The sequence below is a fragment of the Sphingobacterium cellulitidis genome, assembly GCF_043187465.1.
Lineage (GTDB): Bacteria > Bacteroidota > Bacteroidia > Sphingobacteriales > Sphingobacteriaceae > Sphingobacterium > Sphingobacterium cellulitidis.
In genome coordinates this window covers 641,367-658,276 of record NZ_CP171136.1, presented here as the reverse complement: position 1 = coordinate 658,276, position 16,910 = coordinate 641,367, and the positions used below count along the sequence as shown (strand labels likewise).

At 37.4% G+C, this 16,910-nt stretch carries 14 protein-coding genes; 13 read left to right on the top strand and 1 reads right to left on the bottom strand.

The window, feature by feature from the left end; genetic code table 11:
• The first annotated feature begins 14 nt into the window (after positions 1-14).
• From ACF3OC_RS02875 to ACF3OC_RS02855, 5 genes are all read left to right on the top strand, one after another.
• On the top strand, positions 15-2,420 hold the full coding sequence (locus tag ACF3OC_RS02875; protein WP_094280200.1) for an ABC transporter permease: 2,406 nt from the start codon (positions 15-17) through the stop codon (positions 2,418-2,420).
• Positions 2,421-2,521: 101 nt separating this feature from the next.
• A complete protein-coding gene (locus tag ACF3OC_RS02870; RefSeq protein WP_094280201.1) occupies positions 2,522-4,915 on the top strand; it encodes an FtsX-like permease family protein in 2,394 nt (797 codons plus the stop codon).
• A gap of 170 nt (positions 4,916-5,085) precedes the next feature.
• On the top strand, positions 5,086-7,482 hold the full coding sequence (locus ACF3OC_RS02865; RefSeq protein ID WP_392470849.1) for an FtsX-like permease family protein: 2,397 nt from the start codon (positions 5,086-5,088) through the stop codon (positions 7,480-7,482).
• A gap of 152 nt (positions 7,483-7,634) precedes the next feature.
• On the top strand, positions 7,635-8,294 hold the full coding sequence (locus ACF3OC_RS02860; protein ID WP_094255432.1) for an ABC transporter ATP-binding protein: 660 nt from the start codon (positions 7,635-7,637) through the stop codon (positions 8,292-8,294).
• A 47-nt stretch (positions 8,295-8,341) separates the two neighbouring features.
• The gene (locus ACF3OC_RS02855) at positions 8,342-9,202 is read left to right on the top strand and encodes a transglutaminase-like domain-containing protein (protein ID WP_371128715.1); all 861 of its coding nucleotides are present in this window, start codon (positions 8,342-8,344) and stop codon (positions 9,200-9,202) included.
• Positions 9,203-9,234: 32 nt separating this feature from the next.
• Here ACF3OC_RS02855 and ACF3OC_RS02850 read toward each other — a convergent pair whose 3' ends face one another.
• Positions 9,235-10,335 (bottom strand): hypothetical protein, encoded by a 1,101-nt coding sequence (locus ACF3OC_RS02850; RefSeq protein WP_094255434.1) that lies wholly within the window; start codon positions 10,333-10,335, stop codon positions 9,235-9,237.
• A 125-nt stretch (positions 10,336-10,460) separates the two neighbouring features.
• Here ACF3OC_RS02850 and ACF3OC_RS02845 point away from each other — a divergent pair, with 125 nt between their 5' ends.
• From ACF3OC_RS02845 to tatC, 8 genes are all read left to right on the top strand, one after another.
• Positions 10,461-11,111, top strand: a complete 651-nt coding sequence (locus tag ACF3OC_RS02845; RefSeq protein ID WP_094255435.1) for an epoxyqueuosine reductase QueH — start codon at positions 10,461-10,463, stop codon at positions 11,109-11,111.
• A gap of 74 nt (positions 11,112-11,185) precedes the next feature.
• On the top strand, positions 11,186-11,722 hold the full coding sequence (locus ACF3OC_RS02840) for a DUF177 domain-containing protein (RefSeq protein ID WP_094255436.1): 537 nt from the start codon (positions 11,186-11,188) through the stop codon (positions 11,720-11,722).
• Between the two features lie 15 nt (positions 11,723-11,737).
• Positions 11,738-11,929 carry a 50S ribosomal protein L32 gene (gene rpmF, locus ACF3OC_RS02835; protein ID WP_093100719.1) on the top strand — a complete coding sequence of 64 codons (192 nt, stop codon included), beginning with the start codon at positions 11,738-11,740 and terminating at the stop codon, positions 11,927-11,929.
• Between the two features lie 104 nt (positions 11,930-12,033).
• Positions 12,034-12,972: a phosphate acyltransferase PlsX gene (gene plsX, locus ACF3OC_RS02830; protein WP_094255437.1), complete on the top strand. Its 939-nt coding sequence runs from the start codon at positions 12,034-12,036 to the stop codon at positions 12,970-12,972.
• Between the two features lie 5 nt (positions 12,973-12,977).
• Positions 12,978-13,967, top strand: a complete 990-nt coding sequence (locus ACF3OC_RS02825; RefSeq protein ID WP_094255438.1) for a beta-ketoacyl-ACP synthase III — start codon at positions 12,978-12,980, stop codon at positions 13,965-13,967.
• Between the two features lie 66 nt (positions 13,968-14,033).
• Positions 14,034-14,516 carry an acetyl-CoA carboxylase biotin carboxyl carrier protein gene (gene accB, locus ACF3OC_RS02820; RefSeq protein ID WP_392470844.1) on the top strand — a complete coding sequence of 161 codons (483 nt, stop codon included), beginning with the start codon at positions 14,034-14,036 and terminating at the stop codon, positions 14,514-14,516.
• Between the two features lie 66 nt (positions 14,517-14,582).
• Positions 14,583-15,944 carry an acetyl-CoA carboxylase biotin carboxylase subunit gene (gene accC, locus ACF3OC_RS02815; RefSeq protein WP_094255440.1) on the top strand — a complete coding sequence of 454 codons (1,362 nt, stop codon included), beginning with the start codon at positions 14,583-14,585 and terminating at the stop codon, positions 15,942-15,944.
• Positions 15,945-16,034: 90 nt separating this feature from the next.
• Complete coding sequence (gene tatC / locus ACF3OC_RS02810; RefSeq protein WP_094255441.1) at positions 16,035-16,907, top strand: twin-arginine translocase subunit TatC; 873 nt, start codon at positions 16,035-16,037, stop codon at positions 16,905-16,907.
• Positions 16,908-16,910: the final 3 nt, after the last annotated feature.

Below are 16,910 nucleotides of genomic sequence, written 5' to 3'. Positions count from 1 at the left end.
ATTTAGCATAGATTATGAAAAATTTAAATCTGATTATTAGAAAATTATGGAAGAATAAGCTTTTTACCTTCCTCAATATTATTGGCCTGGCCATTGGGATCAGTGCCTGTTGGATTGTTTTCAGGCTTGTGAATTATGAATTGAGTTTTGACAAGAACCATGCTGAAAGAGAGAAAATATTTAAGGTTTATGGCGTATTCTATGAAGTAGAGTCAACTGACCGCTTTGATGGAGTGCCTGTTCCGTTAGCTAAATATATCAAAGAGAACCTTTCGAATGTTGAATTAACTGTTCCAGTGAATATGCGATATATTCCGAAAATCATGAACAGTGCTGAGTCGAAGGAGACCTTTAAGATAGAAGACCCTAAAAATATCATTGAGACCACGAGTGATTATTTTAAAATGGTTCCATATGAATGGTTGGCAGGAAATCCTGCTCACGCATTACAGGAACCTAATGAGGTGATCTTAACTTCTAGTAGAGCAAAACAGTATTTCCCCAATATAGACCCTAAGGAGGTTGTTGGAAAAACATTAATGTATGATACGACACTCTTCTCTGTTGCGGGGGTGGTTAAGGACCTGGAAAGTCCAAGTAGTTTTTTGGCGAAGGAATTCATCAAAGTAAATGAGAATAACTTTTACAATGATATGTGGCAGTCCTTTATGTCAAATTACACCCTGTTTGTGAAATTAAAATCCGTAGAAAGCAAGGATGCTTTTGTCAAGCAGGTTAGCGACAAAATCTATGAAATGACTAAAAAGGATTTTGACGAAATGAATTTTAAAGCAGGAGCAGGTGTGACTCCTTTAGCTGATGTTCATTTTGACAAAAGCCTTCAGAATAGCACCAATATTAAATTAGTTTACGGATTTATTGGAATAGGTATTTTTCTACTCTTATTAGCCACTATCAACTATATCAATCTAACTACTGCACAAGTACCATATCGCGCGAAAGAGATTGGCATTAGAAAGACCTTGGGAGAACAGCCTTTTGATGTTACCAAATCCTTTTTCGTCGAAACATTCTTCATTACCACACTGGCTTTGCTTCTTTCATGGCCAATTACAAAGGTTTTTGAAAAAACGTTCCAATCATTTTTGCCTGAGAATTTGAATTCATTTTCAGATGTTATAGCTGTGGCTATTTTCCTTGTCGGTTTATTGGTTTTCATTACTGCCGTTTCGAGTATCTATCCTGCTTATCTGATTAACAAGGTTCAGATTTCTGAGGTCATCAAGATGAAAGGGATTGGCAAACTATCGCTAGGTAGTATTTCCATCAGAAAGGTTCTTATTGTATTTCAATTTGTGATTGCGCAATGTTTTGTTGTTACCACCTTTATCATTGGTATGCAAATGAAACATACCATGTCTTCGGACTTGGGTTTCAATCATCAGGCGTTAATAAACATTTCTTTACCATGGAAGGCTGACCAAAACGCTGATGTAGATCCGTTTGTCTTTAAGGAAGCATTACTTAAACATTCTCAGATTTCTGGAGCTGCACTAGGTCATTTACCATTATCACAAGACCATTGGGGGAATTTTGTTTCTTCTACAGCAGATACAGGAATTGTAAAAGTTAATGTTCCATTTAAATTTGTTGATAAGGATTATTATGATGTCTACGACATTAAATTACTCGCAGGAAGAAATATGACCATTGCGGATACATCGACAGGCATAATACTTAATGAAATAGCCATTGAGAAACTTGGCTTCAAAAGTCCGGAAGAAGCGATTGGAAAGCCAGTTCAAGCCTATGATAGGGACCGCACCATTACCGGAGTTACCTCCAATTTCAACAGTAAGACTTTTCATACGGAGAAAAGTGGTGTTGCCATGCTGGCATCAAATATAAGGGGACAACTTTTGCAAATCGGCATCAGACTTCATGAGGATCCAAAGACCTGGAAATCTGCATTGGATATCGTTGAAAAAGAATGGAAGAATATTTATCCCAATGCTCCATTTGCCTTTAAATTCTATGATGAAAATATCCGTCAGATGTATGAAACAGATTATAAATTCTCTAAAATCATCAACCTATCAACTGGGATAACCATTTTATTAAGCTGTCTGGGATTAATTGGTTTGGTCACCATTTCAACGGCTCAACGCACTAAAGAAATAGGAATTAGAAAGGTTTTAGGAAGCTCTATTTCGGGAATAATTGGATTATTATCCAAAGACTATATTAAGTTGATTTTGATTTCCATCCTGATTGCTTCACCTATCGCTTGGTGGGCTTCCAATAAATGGTTGGACGATTTTGCTTATAAAATTGAAATTTCTTGGTGGATGTTTGTGATTCCAGCCATAACAACCATATTAATAGCATTTATTACCATGAGCTACCAATCCTTGAAAGCCGCTAAAGCCAATCCGGTGGATAGCTTGAGGGATGAGTAATTCAAGGGCTTTGCCCTTGAATAGATATGAGATTTGAGTATTGAGATATGTGAGAGTGGAAAGGCGAGGAAGTATTAAGGACTTATTTTATATTTAAAAAAATGAATACACTAAAAATAGCGGTTCGAAATATTCAAAAGAACGGTACATATAGTTGGATAAATATTATAGGTTTAACGCTTGCATTTACCTTGTGTCTGTTGGTTTTTTCGGTAGTTATCGAGGAAAATTCCTTTGATAAAAGCTGGAAAAATTCTTCTCAAATTTATAGAATAACCACTTTGGATAGCACTGAAGGCTTAGAAAGTAGGATTCCCAGTGCTTATGCTAATTTAGCGAGCGAGTGGAAGAAAAACTTTCCTGAAGTTGAATCTGAAAGCGCCATCATTTCTGGCAAGGTTTATTTGAATACTGAAGGTTCGAACAGTGAGCCTTTCGAGGCTCCAGCATTAAGAGCTGATGCAAATATTTTTGACCTTTTAGACCTCAAGGTTCTGGAGGGAAAACCTGTACCCATCATTGAAGGAAAGAAAAACCTAGTGATTAGCAAGTCCTTCAAGGAGCAATACTTTAAAGATCAGGAGGTAATCGGGAAAGTTGTATACAACGCAAACCCTTTTAGTTCTAAAAAGGAAGAGTTTGTAATAACAGCAGTAATTGATGATTTGCCTACGAACTCCATCTTTAGGACCTCCGCTATCGAATTGGGACCAAAAAACCCAATGGAATTGAGTAAAGATGGCTATGGTTTCTATATGGAACAATATATTTTGTTGAAAAAAGGCACGGATGTTTCTCAATTTTCAAAAAAAGCCAACCAGTGGTACACTAATTTTCTAAACGACTCCAAAAAAAACAAACTTAGCTACCAAATTCAACCGCTGCAGGAAATTTATATGGAACCACTCGGCATGACGGAAATCAGTGGTAACAAAAAGAATAGTATGATATTTCAGGGGATAGCAATCCTGGTACTTGTGATATCCTGTATTAATTTCATAAACCTGTATGCTATCCGGACGATCAGAAAGGTGAAAGCCATCAATCTTTTTAAGATTATGGGTGCAAGCAAAAGTCAATTGATAATAGGTTTATTAGCAGAAACCAGCATAATTTTCATGATATCCTTTGTATTGAGTTCCATACTCTATTTATTGGGATTATCGCCGTTAGAGAAGTTCTTAAATACTGATCTTTCCTATATCAAAAGCTTAACCCCTATTATTCTGACTCTATCATTTGCAAGTTGCATAGTATTGAGTCTTGTCATTGGGCTTTACCCAGCTTGGATAGTTTCGAATGTTAAGTCTGCTGATGCCTTAAAGAATAAAATATCAAAATCCAGTTTTTCAGAGGTATTTACAAAAAGATCGTTGATCGTATTACAATTTTGCATTTCACTGATCGTAATAATTGGATTAATAACCATTAAATCACAATTGAATTTAATGCAAACAACTCCAAGGGGATTGAACACCGAAAATTTACTTAGCATTAAAACCTTTCGTTTTGGAGCTGGTCCTGAGGTAATCAAAAATGAATTGTCCAGAATCCCGGGAGTAGAAAAGACTAGTATAACCAGTTGGACTCCAAATATTGGTTCTGGATACATGGCCAGATCTATTAAGGATATCCATAACCCTGGAAAGGAAATTCAGGTAAGTTTTATTACCGGAGATACCGATTTAATTTCATTACTAGATATTCGCTTAACCAAAGGTCGATATTTAAGACCTTCTGATTATGAAGGCTACAGTGATCTGGCGAAAGAAGGTCAGGATCCGATTCGCAACGCCTTAATTACTGAAAGCACTGCAAATAGGCTGGGAATTACTGAATTAGGAAAGCTTAATGAGGATTTAGGCATCATTCCAGTTGGGATAATTGCTGATTTTCATAGTGAATCTTTCCATAAGAAACAAGTGCCTACCGTAATCACAGCGATTCAATTGAGCTCATGGGGGAATGTTTTGATCAAGATCAAGGAAGGTCAAGAAAAGGCTAGTTTAACGGCTATAGACAATGTTTTAAAAAGCCACTTCCCAGATCGTTTAATCAACTATGAATGGGTAGATGAGGTAGTTGCCAAATCATATGCAAAGGAAACACAACAAGCTCAACTTTTCACTTTCTTTTCATTTCTTGCGCTGTTTATTTCTGCATTAGGCGTCACTGGATTAATTTATCAAAGTGTTGAACAGCGGAATAAAGAAATCGGAATCCGCAAAGTCTTGGGAGCAACCATTTATAGAATATCGAGTTTATTTTCGAAAGAATATGTTCTGATGTCTATTTTGGCGATTATGATTTCTGGTCCGATTGCCTGGTACCTCTGTAATTTATGGCTGGAGGACTTTGCCTATAAAATTGATGTCCAATGGTGGTTTTTTATTCTAGCGGGGTTAATCGTGCTTGTAGTTACCTTAATAACCGTCAATATCCAAACCATAAGAGCAGCATTGACAAATCCTGTGGATAGCTTGCGGGATGAGTAGTTCAAGAGCTCTCCTAAATGACCGTTCAATTCCGTACGAAAACTGTTCGATATCGAACAGGAGAATTGGTAATTAAGTCAATATCATAGTGAAAATCAATCCATTATATTTATGGCAAGGCGATTGTAAAAAATTATTTAGAGAACTTTAGTAATAATTTAGGAAGCGATATGATGAATCATGATATAATAATCGCATGGCGAAATCTTTGGAAGAATAAGGTGTTTTCATTTTTGAATATCCTTGGTCTAACACTCGGGTTCGCTGGGTTTATATTATCCTATCAATACATCAATCGGGAAACCAGTTATGATAAATGGAATCCTAATTATGATCGCATTTATCAAGTTGGTCTAGAGGCCAATGGAGAATACAGTGTTGACATGCTCCCTTCATTTGCACAAACGCTGAAAGATAATTTCCCGGAAATAGAATATGCTGGGAGAAAGGTTGATTTTACATGGGGGAATTATCCTTTATTTGGGGAATCAACCGTCTATATTAAAAAAGTATTAGCAATAGACTCTTCCCTGGCTAGGATATTTCAATTCGAAAATAAGAACGGTCCATTGTACAAAAATGCGGAGCAGAATGAGGCGAATCTTATAAAAGAGCCAATTGCAAAATTGCTTTTTAAGGAAAAAAAAGATTTTAGTGAGCCCAAGAAAGTTCCAGCACTTAGTCTTGCCATGGGAGTTCATGACACGTTCTATGGGTTAGTTCAAGAAAGAGAGCTTTCCATTATCGATGGAGACGTTCTCTTTATCCGAAAAATAGAAACGGAGGAAGAAGGAAATCCTCATCTAGCTCAAACCTTTATCCAAGTAAAAAAGGATGCTGATATCGAGCAATTAACCAGTAAAATAAATGACCTATTTACCAGCAAATTTTCCAAAAAGGAAAGGATTCAAAGTTCTGCCTTTGCTAATGGTAAGGTCTATTTAGATCCGCTACAAAACCTATACTTACAACCTAAAGCGGGTAGCAATACGAATTACTTGATAGTATGGATTCTGGGGGTCTTATCTGTTATTATTTTAGTTCTTGCTTGTGCAAATTTCGCCAATATGATGATGGCGAAGGCGAATCAAAGGCTTAAAGAATTAGCCATAAAGAAAATCCTTGGAAGTTCGAGATTTGCCTTAATTAGGCAATTACTTTTGGAAGTATTCATCTTAACAAGCTTTTCAGCAATCTTATCTTTTTTTATGATATTCATTGCTGGTAATGCCCTACAAAAATGGTTTAATGATGATTTACTGAAGTATATCCTGAACTATGAAACAGTTGGTCAGTTATTGGTTGGTATTTTAGTTTGCACCTTGATTTCAGGGATTTATCCGGCGATTTCATTATCAGGATTTAATTCTGTGAAACTTTTAAAAGGAAATAACTTGTCATTTGGCATGAATAACCGCCTTCGAAATTCCTTGATGATAGCGCAATTTATTATTGCCATTATCTTTGTAACTGGGATGTTTGTTGTGCGACAGCAAGTCAATTTTATGAGAGAAACCGATAAAGGTTTTGAACCATCTCAGGTTGTCAATTTTATTGGGGTTGCGATGTATTACGACAATAAATTGGATGGATCATTTTATGACTTCAAGCAGCGATTGCTGCAAGACCCAAGTATAGAATCTGTGGCTAGGGCTACAAATATCCCTGGATCAAGAGAATTGCCAGTCCAATTTCAATTCAATAATAACAATGAAAAACATGATCTAGATCATGTAGGCATTGATCCTGAATTTTTTCAAACCTTAAATATGAATTTCTTGGTCGGTGGTGACAATTTATCCATGAGCAAATTAGTTTCAGATTCCAGTAAACATTATGCTGTGATTAATGAAGCTGCCGCAAAAGCCTGGAATCTGGAGAATCCTATAGGAGCTACTATTCAGGGGTGTGATGCTAATTTTGAAATTATCGGTGTAGTAAAAAATAGTATTGCCTATGGATTTGAAAATAAGGTGAATCCAACCATTTATTCCTATAAAGATGAATGCGCAAAAGGAAGATTTAAATCGGCATTGATTGTAAAAACTGCAGAAGGGAAAACCGAAGTGGCAATTCAAACTGTAAAACGGGAGTGGCTGAAGAATCCAGCGGCGGAAGCATTGCCTTTGGATTATGAATTTATGGATCAAAACTATGCCAGACTTCAAATAAAACAAATTCAACTTCAAAAGGCATTCAATGGTTTCACACTAATAGCAGTTATTGTTGCTTGTTTAGGTTTATTTAGCATGTCTGCTTACCAAGTATCTATAAAGAGGAAAGAAATGAGCATTCGGAAGGTCTTGGGAGCTTCTGTTCATTCTATATTTTACCAACTCAATAAACCATTCTTAATAATATTCATAATTGGGACTGTAATAGCAGTACCAATTGCTTACCTTTTAATCGGATCATGGTTGAACAATTTTGCCTATCATATAGAAATAAAATTCTGGTATTTTGGTCTTGCAGTTCTTAGCTTATTATTGATAATATTTATTACTGTTAGCTTCCAATCATTTAAGGCATCAAATGAAAATCCAGTGAATAGCTTGAGAGATGAATGATTCAAGGGCTGTGCCCTTGAATGGATTTGAGAATTGAGATATGAGATTTGAGATATTAACCTGATTGGAAAGGATAAGATGATTTAAGACGTTCATGTGGAGCAGGAAAGGTCTAAATACTAAATACTAAATACTAAATACTATAAAAAAACATGATTAAATTAGAGCACATATTCAAATGGTACAGTGTCGGAGGTGCCAAGAACTTTATATTGAAGGACATCAATTTAGAGATCAATGAGGGAGATTTTGTATCCATTATGGGTCCTTCGGGTTCAGGTAAGTCTACCCTATTGAATGTAATTGGGATGTTGGATGAACCGGATGAAGGGAGCTACACTTTTATGGGTGAAGATGTGCTGAATATGAAAGCGAAAAAGCGTTCTCAGTTGTTTCAATCACATATAGGCTATGTTTTCCAGTCTTATCATTTGATTGATGAGTTGACTGTTTATGAAAATATTGAAACACCATTGATCTATAAAAATTTATCTTCATCAGAACGTAAGAGCATTGTATCTGATATGTTAGACCGTTTTAATATTGTAGGGAAGAAAGATTTATTTCCTGCGCAATTATCAGGTGGTCAGCAACAGGTAGTCGGAATTGCCAGAGCATTGGCGGGTTCACCGAGATTACTATTGGCAGATGAACCTACTGGAAACCTGAATTCAAAGCAAGGTGAGGAAATTATGGAACTTTTCAAACAACTGAATGATGAAGGGATGACCATTATACAAGTAACTCACTCTGAGAAGAATGCAGAATATGGTAAGTCTATCCTGAATATGTTGGATGGTCAGTTAAAATAACAAAATTGTGAAGGATTTTTGGGATTGCCTTTTATTTCGTAAATTTCATTGTGAATGAAAAAGAAATTAAGGCACTCATCTATCTTTTGGATGATCCCGACCGGGAGATTTTTCAAGAGATAGAGCACAAATTAATCACCTGTGGGCCTGAGGTAATCCCTTTGTTGGAACACTCGTGGGAATCTTCTTTTGACCCGCTTTCCCAAAGTCGGATTGAGAATATCATTCATAGAATTCAGTACGATCAAGTCAAAAATGACCTGCAACTCTGGAAACTCAATAATTCAGAGGATCTGCTGGAAGGTCTACTCATCATCAATCGCTATCAATACCCCAATCTTCATGAAGAACAAGTATATTATCAATTAGCGGAGATTCGTCGGAATGCTTGGTATCATTTGATGTATGATATGAGTCCGGTGGAAAAGGTAAAGCTATTGAACAATATTCTGTTCAGGGAATTTGGTCTATCTGGGAATACTTCTAATTATCATGATCCCCAAAATTCATTTATCCATAAGGTTCTTGAAACCAAGAAAGGGAATCCTATTAGCTTAGCTTGCATCTATGCATTGGTGGCACAAAAACTAGATATTCCTATCTATGGTGTGAACTTGCCCAAACATTTTGTATTGGCTTATGTAGATGGTGAAAATCATGATAAGGTTGAGTTTTATATCAATGTGTTCAATAGAGGGCAAATTATGCGTGAGGAGGATATTTATGCCTTCCTGAGACAACTTAATCTACCATTATCGGACAACTATACCCTGCCTTGTGATAATATCTCCATTATTAAGCGGGTTTTAAGGAATTTGATTGCTGCCTACGAGCATGTAGACAATGCGGAAAAGAGGCTTGAGGTTGAAACTCTACTGGCTTTAATTGAAGAAGACGAGATTCAATAACCTCGTCTTCCTATTCGATACTATTATATCTTTTAATTTCTTGCGTCTAAGGATATGCCCTCTGGGGTAGAAAAATCTGCCCGTCCTGCTTGCTTATACTGATAAGTCGCATTTGGAGCCACATTTCCATTATCTGTTTTTAAGAATCGATATACGGCTTTGGAGTTTCGGTCAGCAACATAAATATATTTACTGTCTTTTCTGAAATCCAGTTCTACATCTACTGGTTGTTTTAATCCAGTCAGCGCACCTGTAATGATTCGGGTAGGTGTGATAGTACCACTGGCTTGACTGATTTTAGCATAGTCATCAAAAATCAAAACCCGTCCTTGATAAGTAACATTACTTCCAGAACCAGTTTGAAGAAAATCTGTCAAAGCCATCATATTATTAACAGTGTCTACAGACATCCCTCGAATATTACCTTGGGTACCAGAAACCGACAACACTTTTGAAGGCGGTACAGAATTGATGGTAGAATCTCGGCTAATAATCAACCCATCATAGATCTCCACTCCCCCATTTGCACCTGATTTACTTACCACCAAGCCACTTTTTACAATAGTCACATCCCATGGATCAATATCATTTTGGAATTGAAATTTCTGTCCAGGTTTTCTGAATTCTTCCAATCCTCTTGGTCTGTCAAAGGCATAAAACATAGGATTAGTCCCACCATTATCAATAGCGTATAATTTATCCAGGCTAGGATGAAATACCAAGCCACGAACCGATTGCAATACCGATTGACGGATTTGTCCTCTATCATTACTCAAGGCACCTGTTTCCCCAATCGAGAGTTTATAAATAAATGTATCTACGACTGTGGTGTTAAATGATGCTTGAAAAATCTTTTGCGCACTAGGGTTGAAATAGATGGTTCTACCACCTCTAGCACCTGATAAAAATGGGCTTGCACCAACACTCATTTCTGCTGCTGTCGTATCCGAATAAGGTAACAAGACTATATTATTAAATCTAGTTGAACCTAGATTCTCATTAAAATCAGAATAGGATATATAAAGTCGGGAAATATTATTGCTGGTATGAGGTTCATCATCGTCTTTTTCACAGGAATAAAATCCTATCACTGTGGCGATTGCAAGGAGAACAAATAGGTACCTTAGTTTCATAAAACAAATAATTTATTACAAATGTATAAAATTATCGTTTGTCGTAGGCTACCTAAGCGTTTAAGATTGTTAAAGTTGGTTAAATTGATGGATTTGTGTAAAATTGCAGAATAGATTATAAAGCAATGGAGAACAAAGAATTTGTAAGAGAGAAGTTGGAATTGCCCAACGAAGGGAAAAAGCTTTTGCTTCACTCCTGCTGTGCTCCCTGTTCTGGTGAGGTAATGGAGGCATTAATCGCATCCAATATAGATTTTACGATCTATTTCTATAATCCCAATATTCACCCAAGGAAAGAGTACGATCTGAGGAAAGAGGAAAACATTCGTTTTGCTGAGAAACACAACATTCCATTTATTGATGCGGACTATGATGTAGATCATTGGTTTGAACTCGCAAAGGGCATGGAGAACGAGCCTGAGCGCGGAAGTCGTTGTACGATGTGTTTTGATATGCGATTTGAGAAAACTGCCGAATATGCTGCTGAGCATGGCTTTGATGTTATTTCAAGCTCTCTGGGGATTTCCAGATGGAAAAACATGGAGCAGATCAATGACTGTGGCTTAAGGGCAGCTTCCAGGTTCCCGGATATGGAGTATTGGACATTCAACTGGCGCAAGAAAGGCGGCTCTGCACGGATGTTGGAAATCAGCAAAAAAGAGAGGTTTTACATGCAGGAATACTGCGGTTGTGCCTACTCCTTGCGGGACACCAATAAATGGCGGATGGCGAATGATCGTCCGAAAATTGAATTAGGAAAAAATTATTACGAATAGCCTAAACGATTTTTTAAAATAAATTTCATTTATACTTAATTAATCGTTACTTTTGCAGGCTCAAATGCAAGATTGTGAAGTATCTAAAAAAATACAGAATACCATTTTCAGGTCTTTCAACAGGTAAGCACAGTTTTGACTTTGAAATCGACGAGAAGTTCTTTGCATGTTACGAACATTCCTTAGTACAGGAAGGCAATCTGAAAGCGGTTGTCGACTTGCAGAAACAGGAAAACATGTTGATAGCTAATTTCGACATTCAAGGCACAATAAAACTGACTTGCGATGTTTGTCTATCGACCTTTGATTCGCCTGTTCACATTAAGGAACGTGCTTTGGTAAAATTCATCGATGAGGACTGGAACGAGGACACAGAAGAAGTGATTACCTTATCCAAGAATGATTATGAATTAGATATTGCCCCATTACTTTATGAGTATATCAATGTGGCAGTTCCACCCTACCCTAAGTGTAGTGAAAACGGGGATGGGATAGCATGTGATCCAGAGATGTTGGACATGATTCAAAATGAAGAAGAGAGCTCGTCTGAGGAAGACAATGGAAACATTGATCCTCGTTGGGAAGCATTGAAGAATATTAAAAATAACTAAAACAAAAAATACGAGATGGCACATCCAAAACGTAAAACTTCTAAATCTAGAAGAGACAAGAGAAGAACACACTATAAAGCTGAATTACCTAGCTTAACTGTTTGTAAAGAAACTGGCGCGGTGCACAGACCTCACCACGCATATACAGTAGACGGTAACTTATACTACAACGGTAAATTAATTATTGAGAACACCGCTGCTGTCTAACGACATCTTTCTTAAAAACATCCCAAAAAAGTATAATATTTTATATTATTAACTTTCACTTGGGATGTTTTTTGCGTATTATTGAATAATATAAATAATAACGAATGAAGATTGGATTAGACGTGTTGGGGGGGGATTTTGCTCCAGATTCAAATATCAAAGGAGCGATTGAAGCTCAAAAACAGTTGGATGATTCGCAACGAATTGTCCTATTTGGCGATGAAGAAGCGAATAAGAAAGCTATTGCCGAAGCTGGATCTGACCCCTCAAAATTTGATTATGTTCATGCACCTGAGAATATCAGCATGCACGAACATCCCACAAAAGCAATCAGCCAAAAGCCGAACTCTTCAATAGCCAAGGGATTTGACTTATTGAAAAATGGAGAGATAGATTCCTTCTCTTCAGCAGGTAATACCGGCGCCATGCTGGTCGGTGCTATGTTTAGTGTAAAGACTATTTCAGGCGTTATACGACCTGCAATTGCGACCAATGTTCCGAAGCTGAAAGACGGATTTGGAATTTTATTGGATGTCGGAGCGAATGCAGATTGTAAACCAGAAATGCTGAACCAATTTGCTATCCTAGGAAGCCTTTATGCAGAACATGTATATGGCATTCCCTCACCAAAGGTCGGACTACTGAACATTGGTGAAGAAGAAGAAAAAGGAAACAACCTAACCATCGCTACCTACCCTCTATTAAAAGAAAACAACAAAATCAATTTTATCGGAAATGCAGAAGGACGTGATTTATTTAGTGATCATGCCGATGTAATTGTATGCGATGGCTATACTGGCAATGTAGTGCTCAAGCTAGCTGAATCATTTTATGTAGTTACGTTGAAGAAAGGATTTAAAGATCAATTCTTTGATAGGTTTAATTACGAGCAATATGGTGGCAGCCCAATTCTTGGGGTCAATGCCCCTGTAATCATTGGCCATGGAATTTCAAGTCCAGAGGCAATTAAAAATATGGTATTATTGTCGAGAGATATGATCGCCTCACAATTTATTGAGAAGATCAAATCTGCATTTAACTAAAAAATATGTCTAAAATTCACGCAGCTATTACTGCAGTACATGGTTACGTTCCTGACTATATCCTGACCAACAAAGAGTTGGAGACTATGGTAGACACTAACGACGAATGGATCGTAACCCGCACAGGAATTCGTGAGCGAAGAATATTAAAGGATCCAGGAAAAGCTACTTCTGATTTAGCAGTTCCAGCAGTGAAGGGTTTATTGGAGAAAAGAGGGATTTCTGCCGAGGATCTTGATTTAATTATCTTCTGTACCAGTACTCCTGATATGCTATTCCCGGCGACTGCCAACATCTTAGCAGACAAAATCGGCGCTAAAAAAGCTTGGGGTTTCGACTTACAAGCAGCATGTTCGGGATTTCTCTTCGGATTAACCACTGGAGCTCAATTTATTGAGTCTGGAAAACACAAAAAAGTATTGGTTGTTGGTGGCGATAAGATGTCATCTGTTGTCAACTATACAGACAGAAATACATGCATTCTATTCGGTGACGGATGTGGGGCAGTATTATTAGAACCAAATGAAGAAGGAAACGGATTGATTGATGCTGTTTTAAAAACAGACGGATCAGGCGGTCAATTCTTAAATATCAAAGGCGGTGGTTCATTGAACCCTGCAACACACGAAACTGTTGATGCTGGTTTACACTATGCTTATCAAGAAGGTCGTACAGTATTTAAATTTGCAGTAACCAATATGGCTGATGTAGCTGTTGAAGTGATGGAAAGAAACAAATTGACATCAGAAGATGTTAATTGGTTAGTACCACATCAGGCGAACAAGCGTATTATTGATGCTACTGCGGAACGCGCTGGATTACCTGAGGAAAAAGTAATGGTAAACATTCAAAAATACGGTAATACGACGAGCGGCACTATTCCACTATGTTTATGGGAATGGGAAAGCCAGCTTAAAAAAGGAGACAATTTAATTCTTGCTGCCTTTGGTGGTGGATTTACTTGGGGCTCCATTTATTTAAGATGGGCGTATTAATCAGCATTTTATTATTACCTTTATAGCTATTTATTTTTTAAAATTATTAAACAAACCTACTAGCATATGAGTATGGATATTAAACAAATTCAAGATCTGATCAAATTCGTTTCCAAATCGGGTGTGAATGAAGTATCAATCGAAGAGAAAGATTTTAAAATTACGATAAAGACTAATCAAGAGCCTACATACGTAACTGCGACTGTTCCTGCAGCTCAAGTTGCTCCTGTAGCAGCACCAGTTGCAGCACCTGCAGCAGCTCCGGCTACTCCGGCTACTCCTGCAGCTCCTGCGGATGAAATCTCGAAATACATTACTATTAAGTCTCCAATTATCGGAACATTCTACCGTTCTCCAGGTCCAGACAAAGCTTCATTTGTCAACGTAGGTGATGAAGTAACTCCTGGAAAGGTAATCTGTATCGTTGAAGCCATGAAATTATTCAACGAAATCGAATCGGAAGTATCAGGTAAAATCGTGAAGATTTTAGTAAATGATGCACAACCTGTAGAATACGACCAACCTTTATTCTTAGTAGATCCTAGTTAGTTTCCGGAGTAATTCCAGAAACTTTTTTATTGTGCTAAGAGATAAAGTGTTACATCATACAGTATTATGTTCAAAAAAATATTAATTGCAAATAGAGGGGAGATTGCGCTTCGAATTATCCGTACTTGTAAAGAGATGGGGATTCAAAGTGTTGCAGTATATTCTACTGCTGACCGCGATAGTTTACACGTTCGCTTTGCGGACGAAGCTGTTTGTATTGGTCCTCCTGCTAGTAAAGATTCCTATTTAAATATTCCAAATATTATTGCGGCTGCAGAATTAACAAATGCAGATGCAATCCACCCTGGATACGGTTTCTTATCAGAAAACGCTAAATTCTCCGCTATCTGTGCTGAGTACGGCATCAAATTTATTGGTGCTACTGCAGACCAGATTGAGAAAATGGGAGATAAAGCATCCGCTAAAGAAACCATGAAAAAGGCTGGTGTACCTACTATCCCTGGTTCAGACGGATTATTACCAGATGTAAAAACTGGTTTAAAAATCGCAAATGAAATGGGATACCCTGTCATCTTAAAGGCAACTGCTGGTGGTGGTGGTAGAGGTATGCGTATCATTTGGAAAGACGAAGAGTTTGAAAACGCATGGGATTCTGCTCGTCAAGAGTCAGGTGCAGCATTCGGAAACGATGGATTGTACTTAGAGAAATTCGTTGAAGATCCTCGTCACATTGAAATCCAAGTGATTGGTGACCAATACGGAACAGTATGTCACCTTTCTGAGCGTGATTGTTCTATCCAAAGAAGACACCAAAAATTAGTTGAAGAAGCTCCATCTCCATTTATTACGCCAGAATTGCGTGCTAAAATGGGTGAAGCTGCTATCCTAGGTGCTAGAGCGGTTAAATATGAAGGAGCTGGAACAATTGAGTTCCTAGTTGACAAACACCGCAACTTCTACTTTATGGAAATGAATACTCGTATTCAAGTAGAGCATCCGGTTACAGAAGAAGTTATCAACTTCGACTTGATCAAAGAACAAATTAAAGTTGCTGCAGGAATTCCTATTTCAGGAAAAAGCTATGAGCCAACCATGCATGCAATTGAATGTCGTATCAATGCGGAAGACCCTTTCAACAACTTCCGTCCGTCTCCCGGTAAGATTACCAATTTCCACTCACCAGGTGGACACGGGGTTCGTGTAGATACGCACGTTTATTCAGGATATTCAATCCCTCCTAACTACGACTCAATGATTGCAAAATTGATTTGTGTAGCCCAAACTCGTGAAGAAGCTATCAATACAATGGAGCGTGCATTAAGTGAATTTGTAATTGAGGGTGTAAAAACAACTATTCCACTTCACCTTCGTTTGATGCGTGATCCTAACTTTAGGGCAGGTAATTTCACAACGAAATTCATGGAAACTTTCGACCTTACGGAGTATCCTGATGAGGAGGTTGTATAAAATTTACTTTACATATACAAAACATGCCATTCTTCGAGAGAAGAATGGTATTTTTGTTTTCTAACGAATAGATTACCGCATAGAAAATACATGTCCAAGAATATTAAACTTATTGAAGCCATTAAGAATAAAGGAAAGAACATCGAAGCAGAAATGTCCTTCTTCGATCATTTGGAAATCCTGAGATGGCATATCATCCGCTCCGTTATTGCAATAACCGTTTTCGCAATTCTTTCATTTACATTTTACGACTTCGTCTTCAACCAAATAATCATGGGCCCCAAGAGTCTGGATTTTTGGACCTACCGAATGATGTGTAAGGTTGGAGCAGCATTAAATCTTGAAGGTTTTTGTGTCGAGAAGATTCCTTTCAACATCATCAATACGGAATTGGCCGGGCAGTTCATGTTACAGATTAACTCCTGTCTATTGATGGCGGTAGCATTAGGTTTCCCTTATCTATTATTCGAAATCTGGTTATTCATCAAACCGGCATTAACGGATATTGAAAGAAAATCAGCACGAGGATTTGTATTCTACGCGACAGTACTATTCATCATCGGAGCCTTATTCGGTTATTATATCGTAGTTCCATTGTCGGTTAACTTCCTTGCTAACGTATCGTTAAGTGATGAAATTACCAACCAAATTACCATAGACTCTTACTTGTCCACTATTGCCACGCTTACTTTAGGTTGTGGGATTATATTCTTACTGCCTATCTTGATCTTTATTTTATCGAAGATTGGCATTATGACGCCAGAGTTTATGCGTGCCAGCCGTAGATATGCTATTGTTATCATTTTAGTTATTGCGGCAATTATTACTCCTACAGCGGATGTAATTACACTCCTTACAGTGAGTGCTCCAATGTTTATCCTATACGAATTAAGTATTATGGTATCCGCGAATGTGAAAAAATCAAAGGAGTTAGCAGAAAAAGAATTTTATAATACAAAATAATAC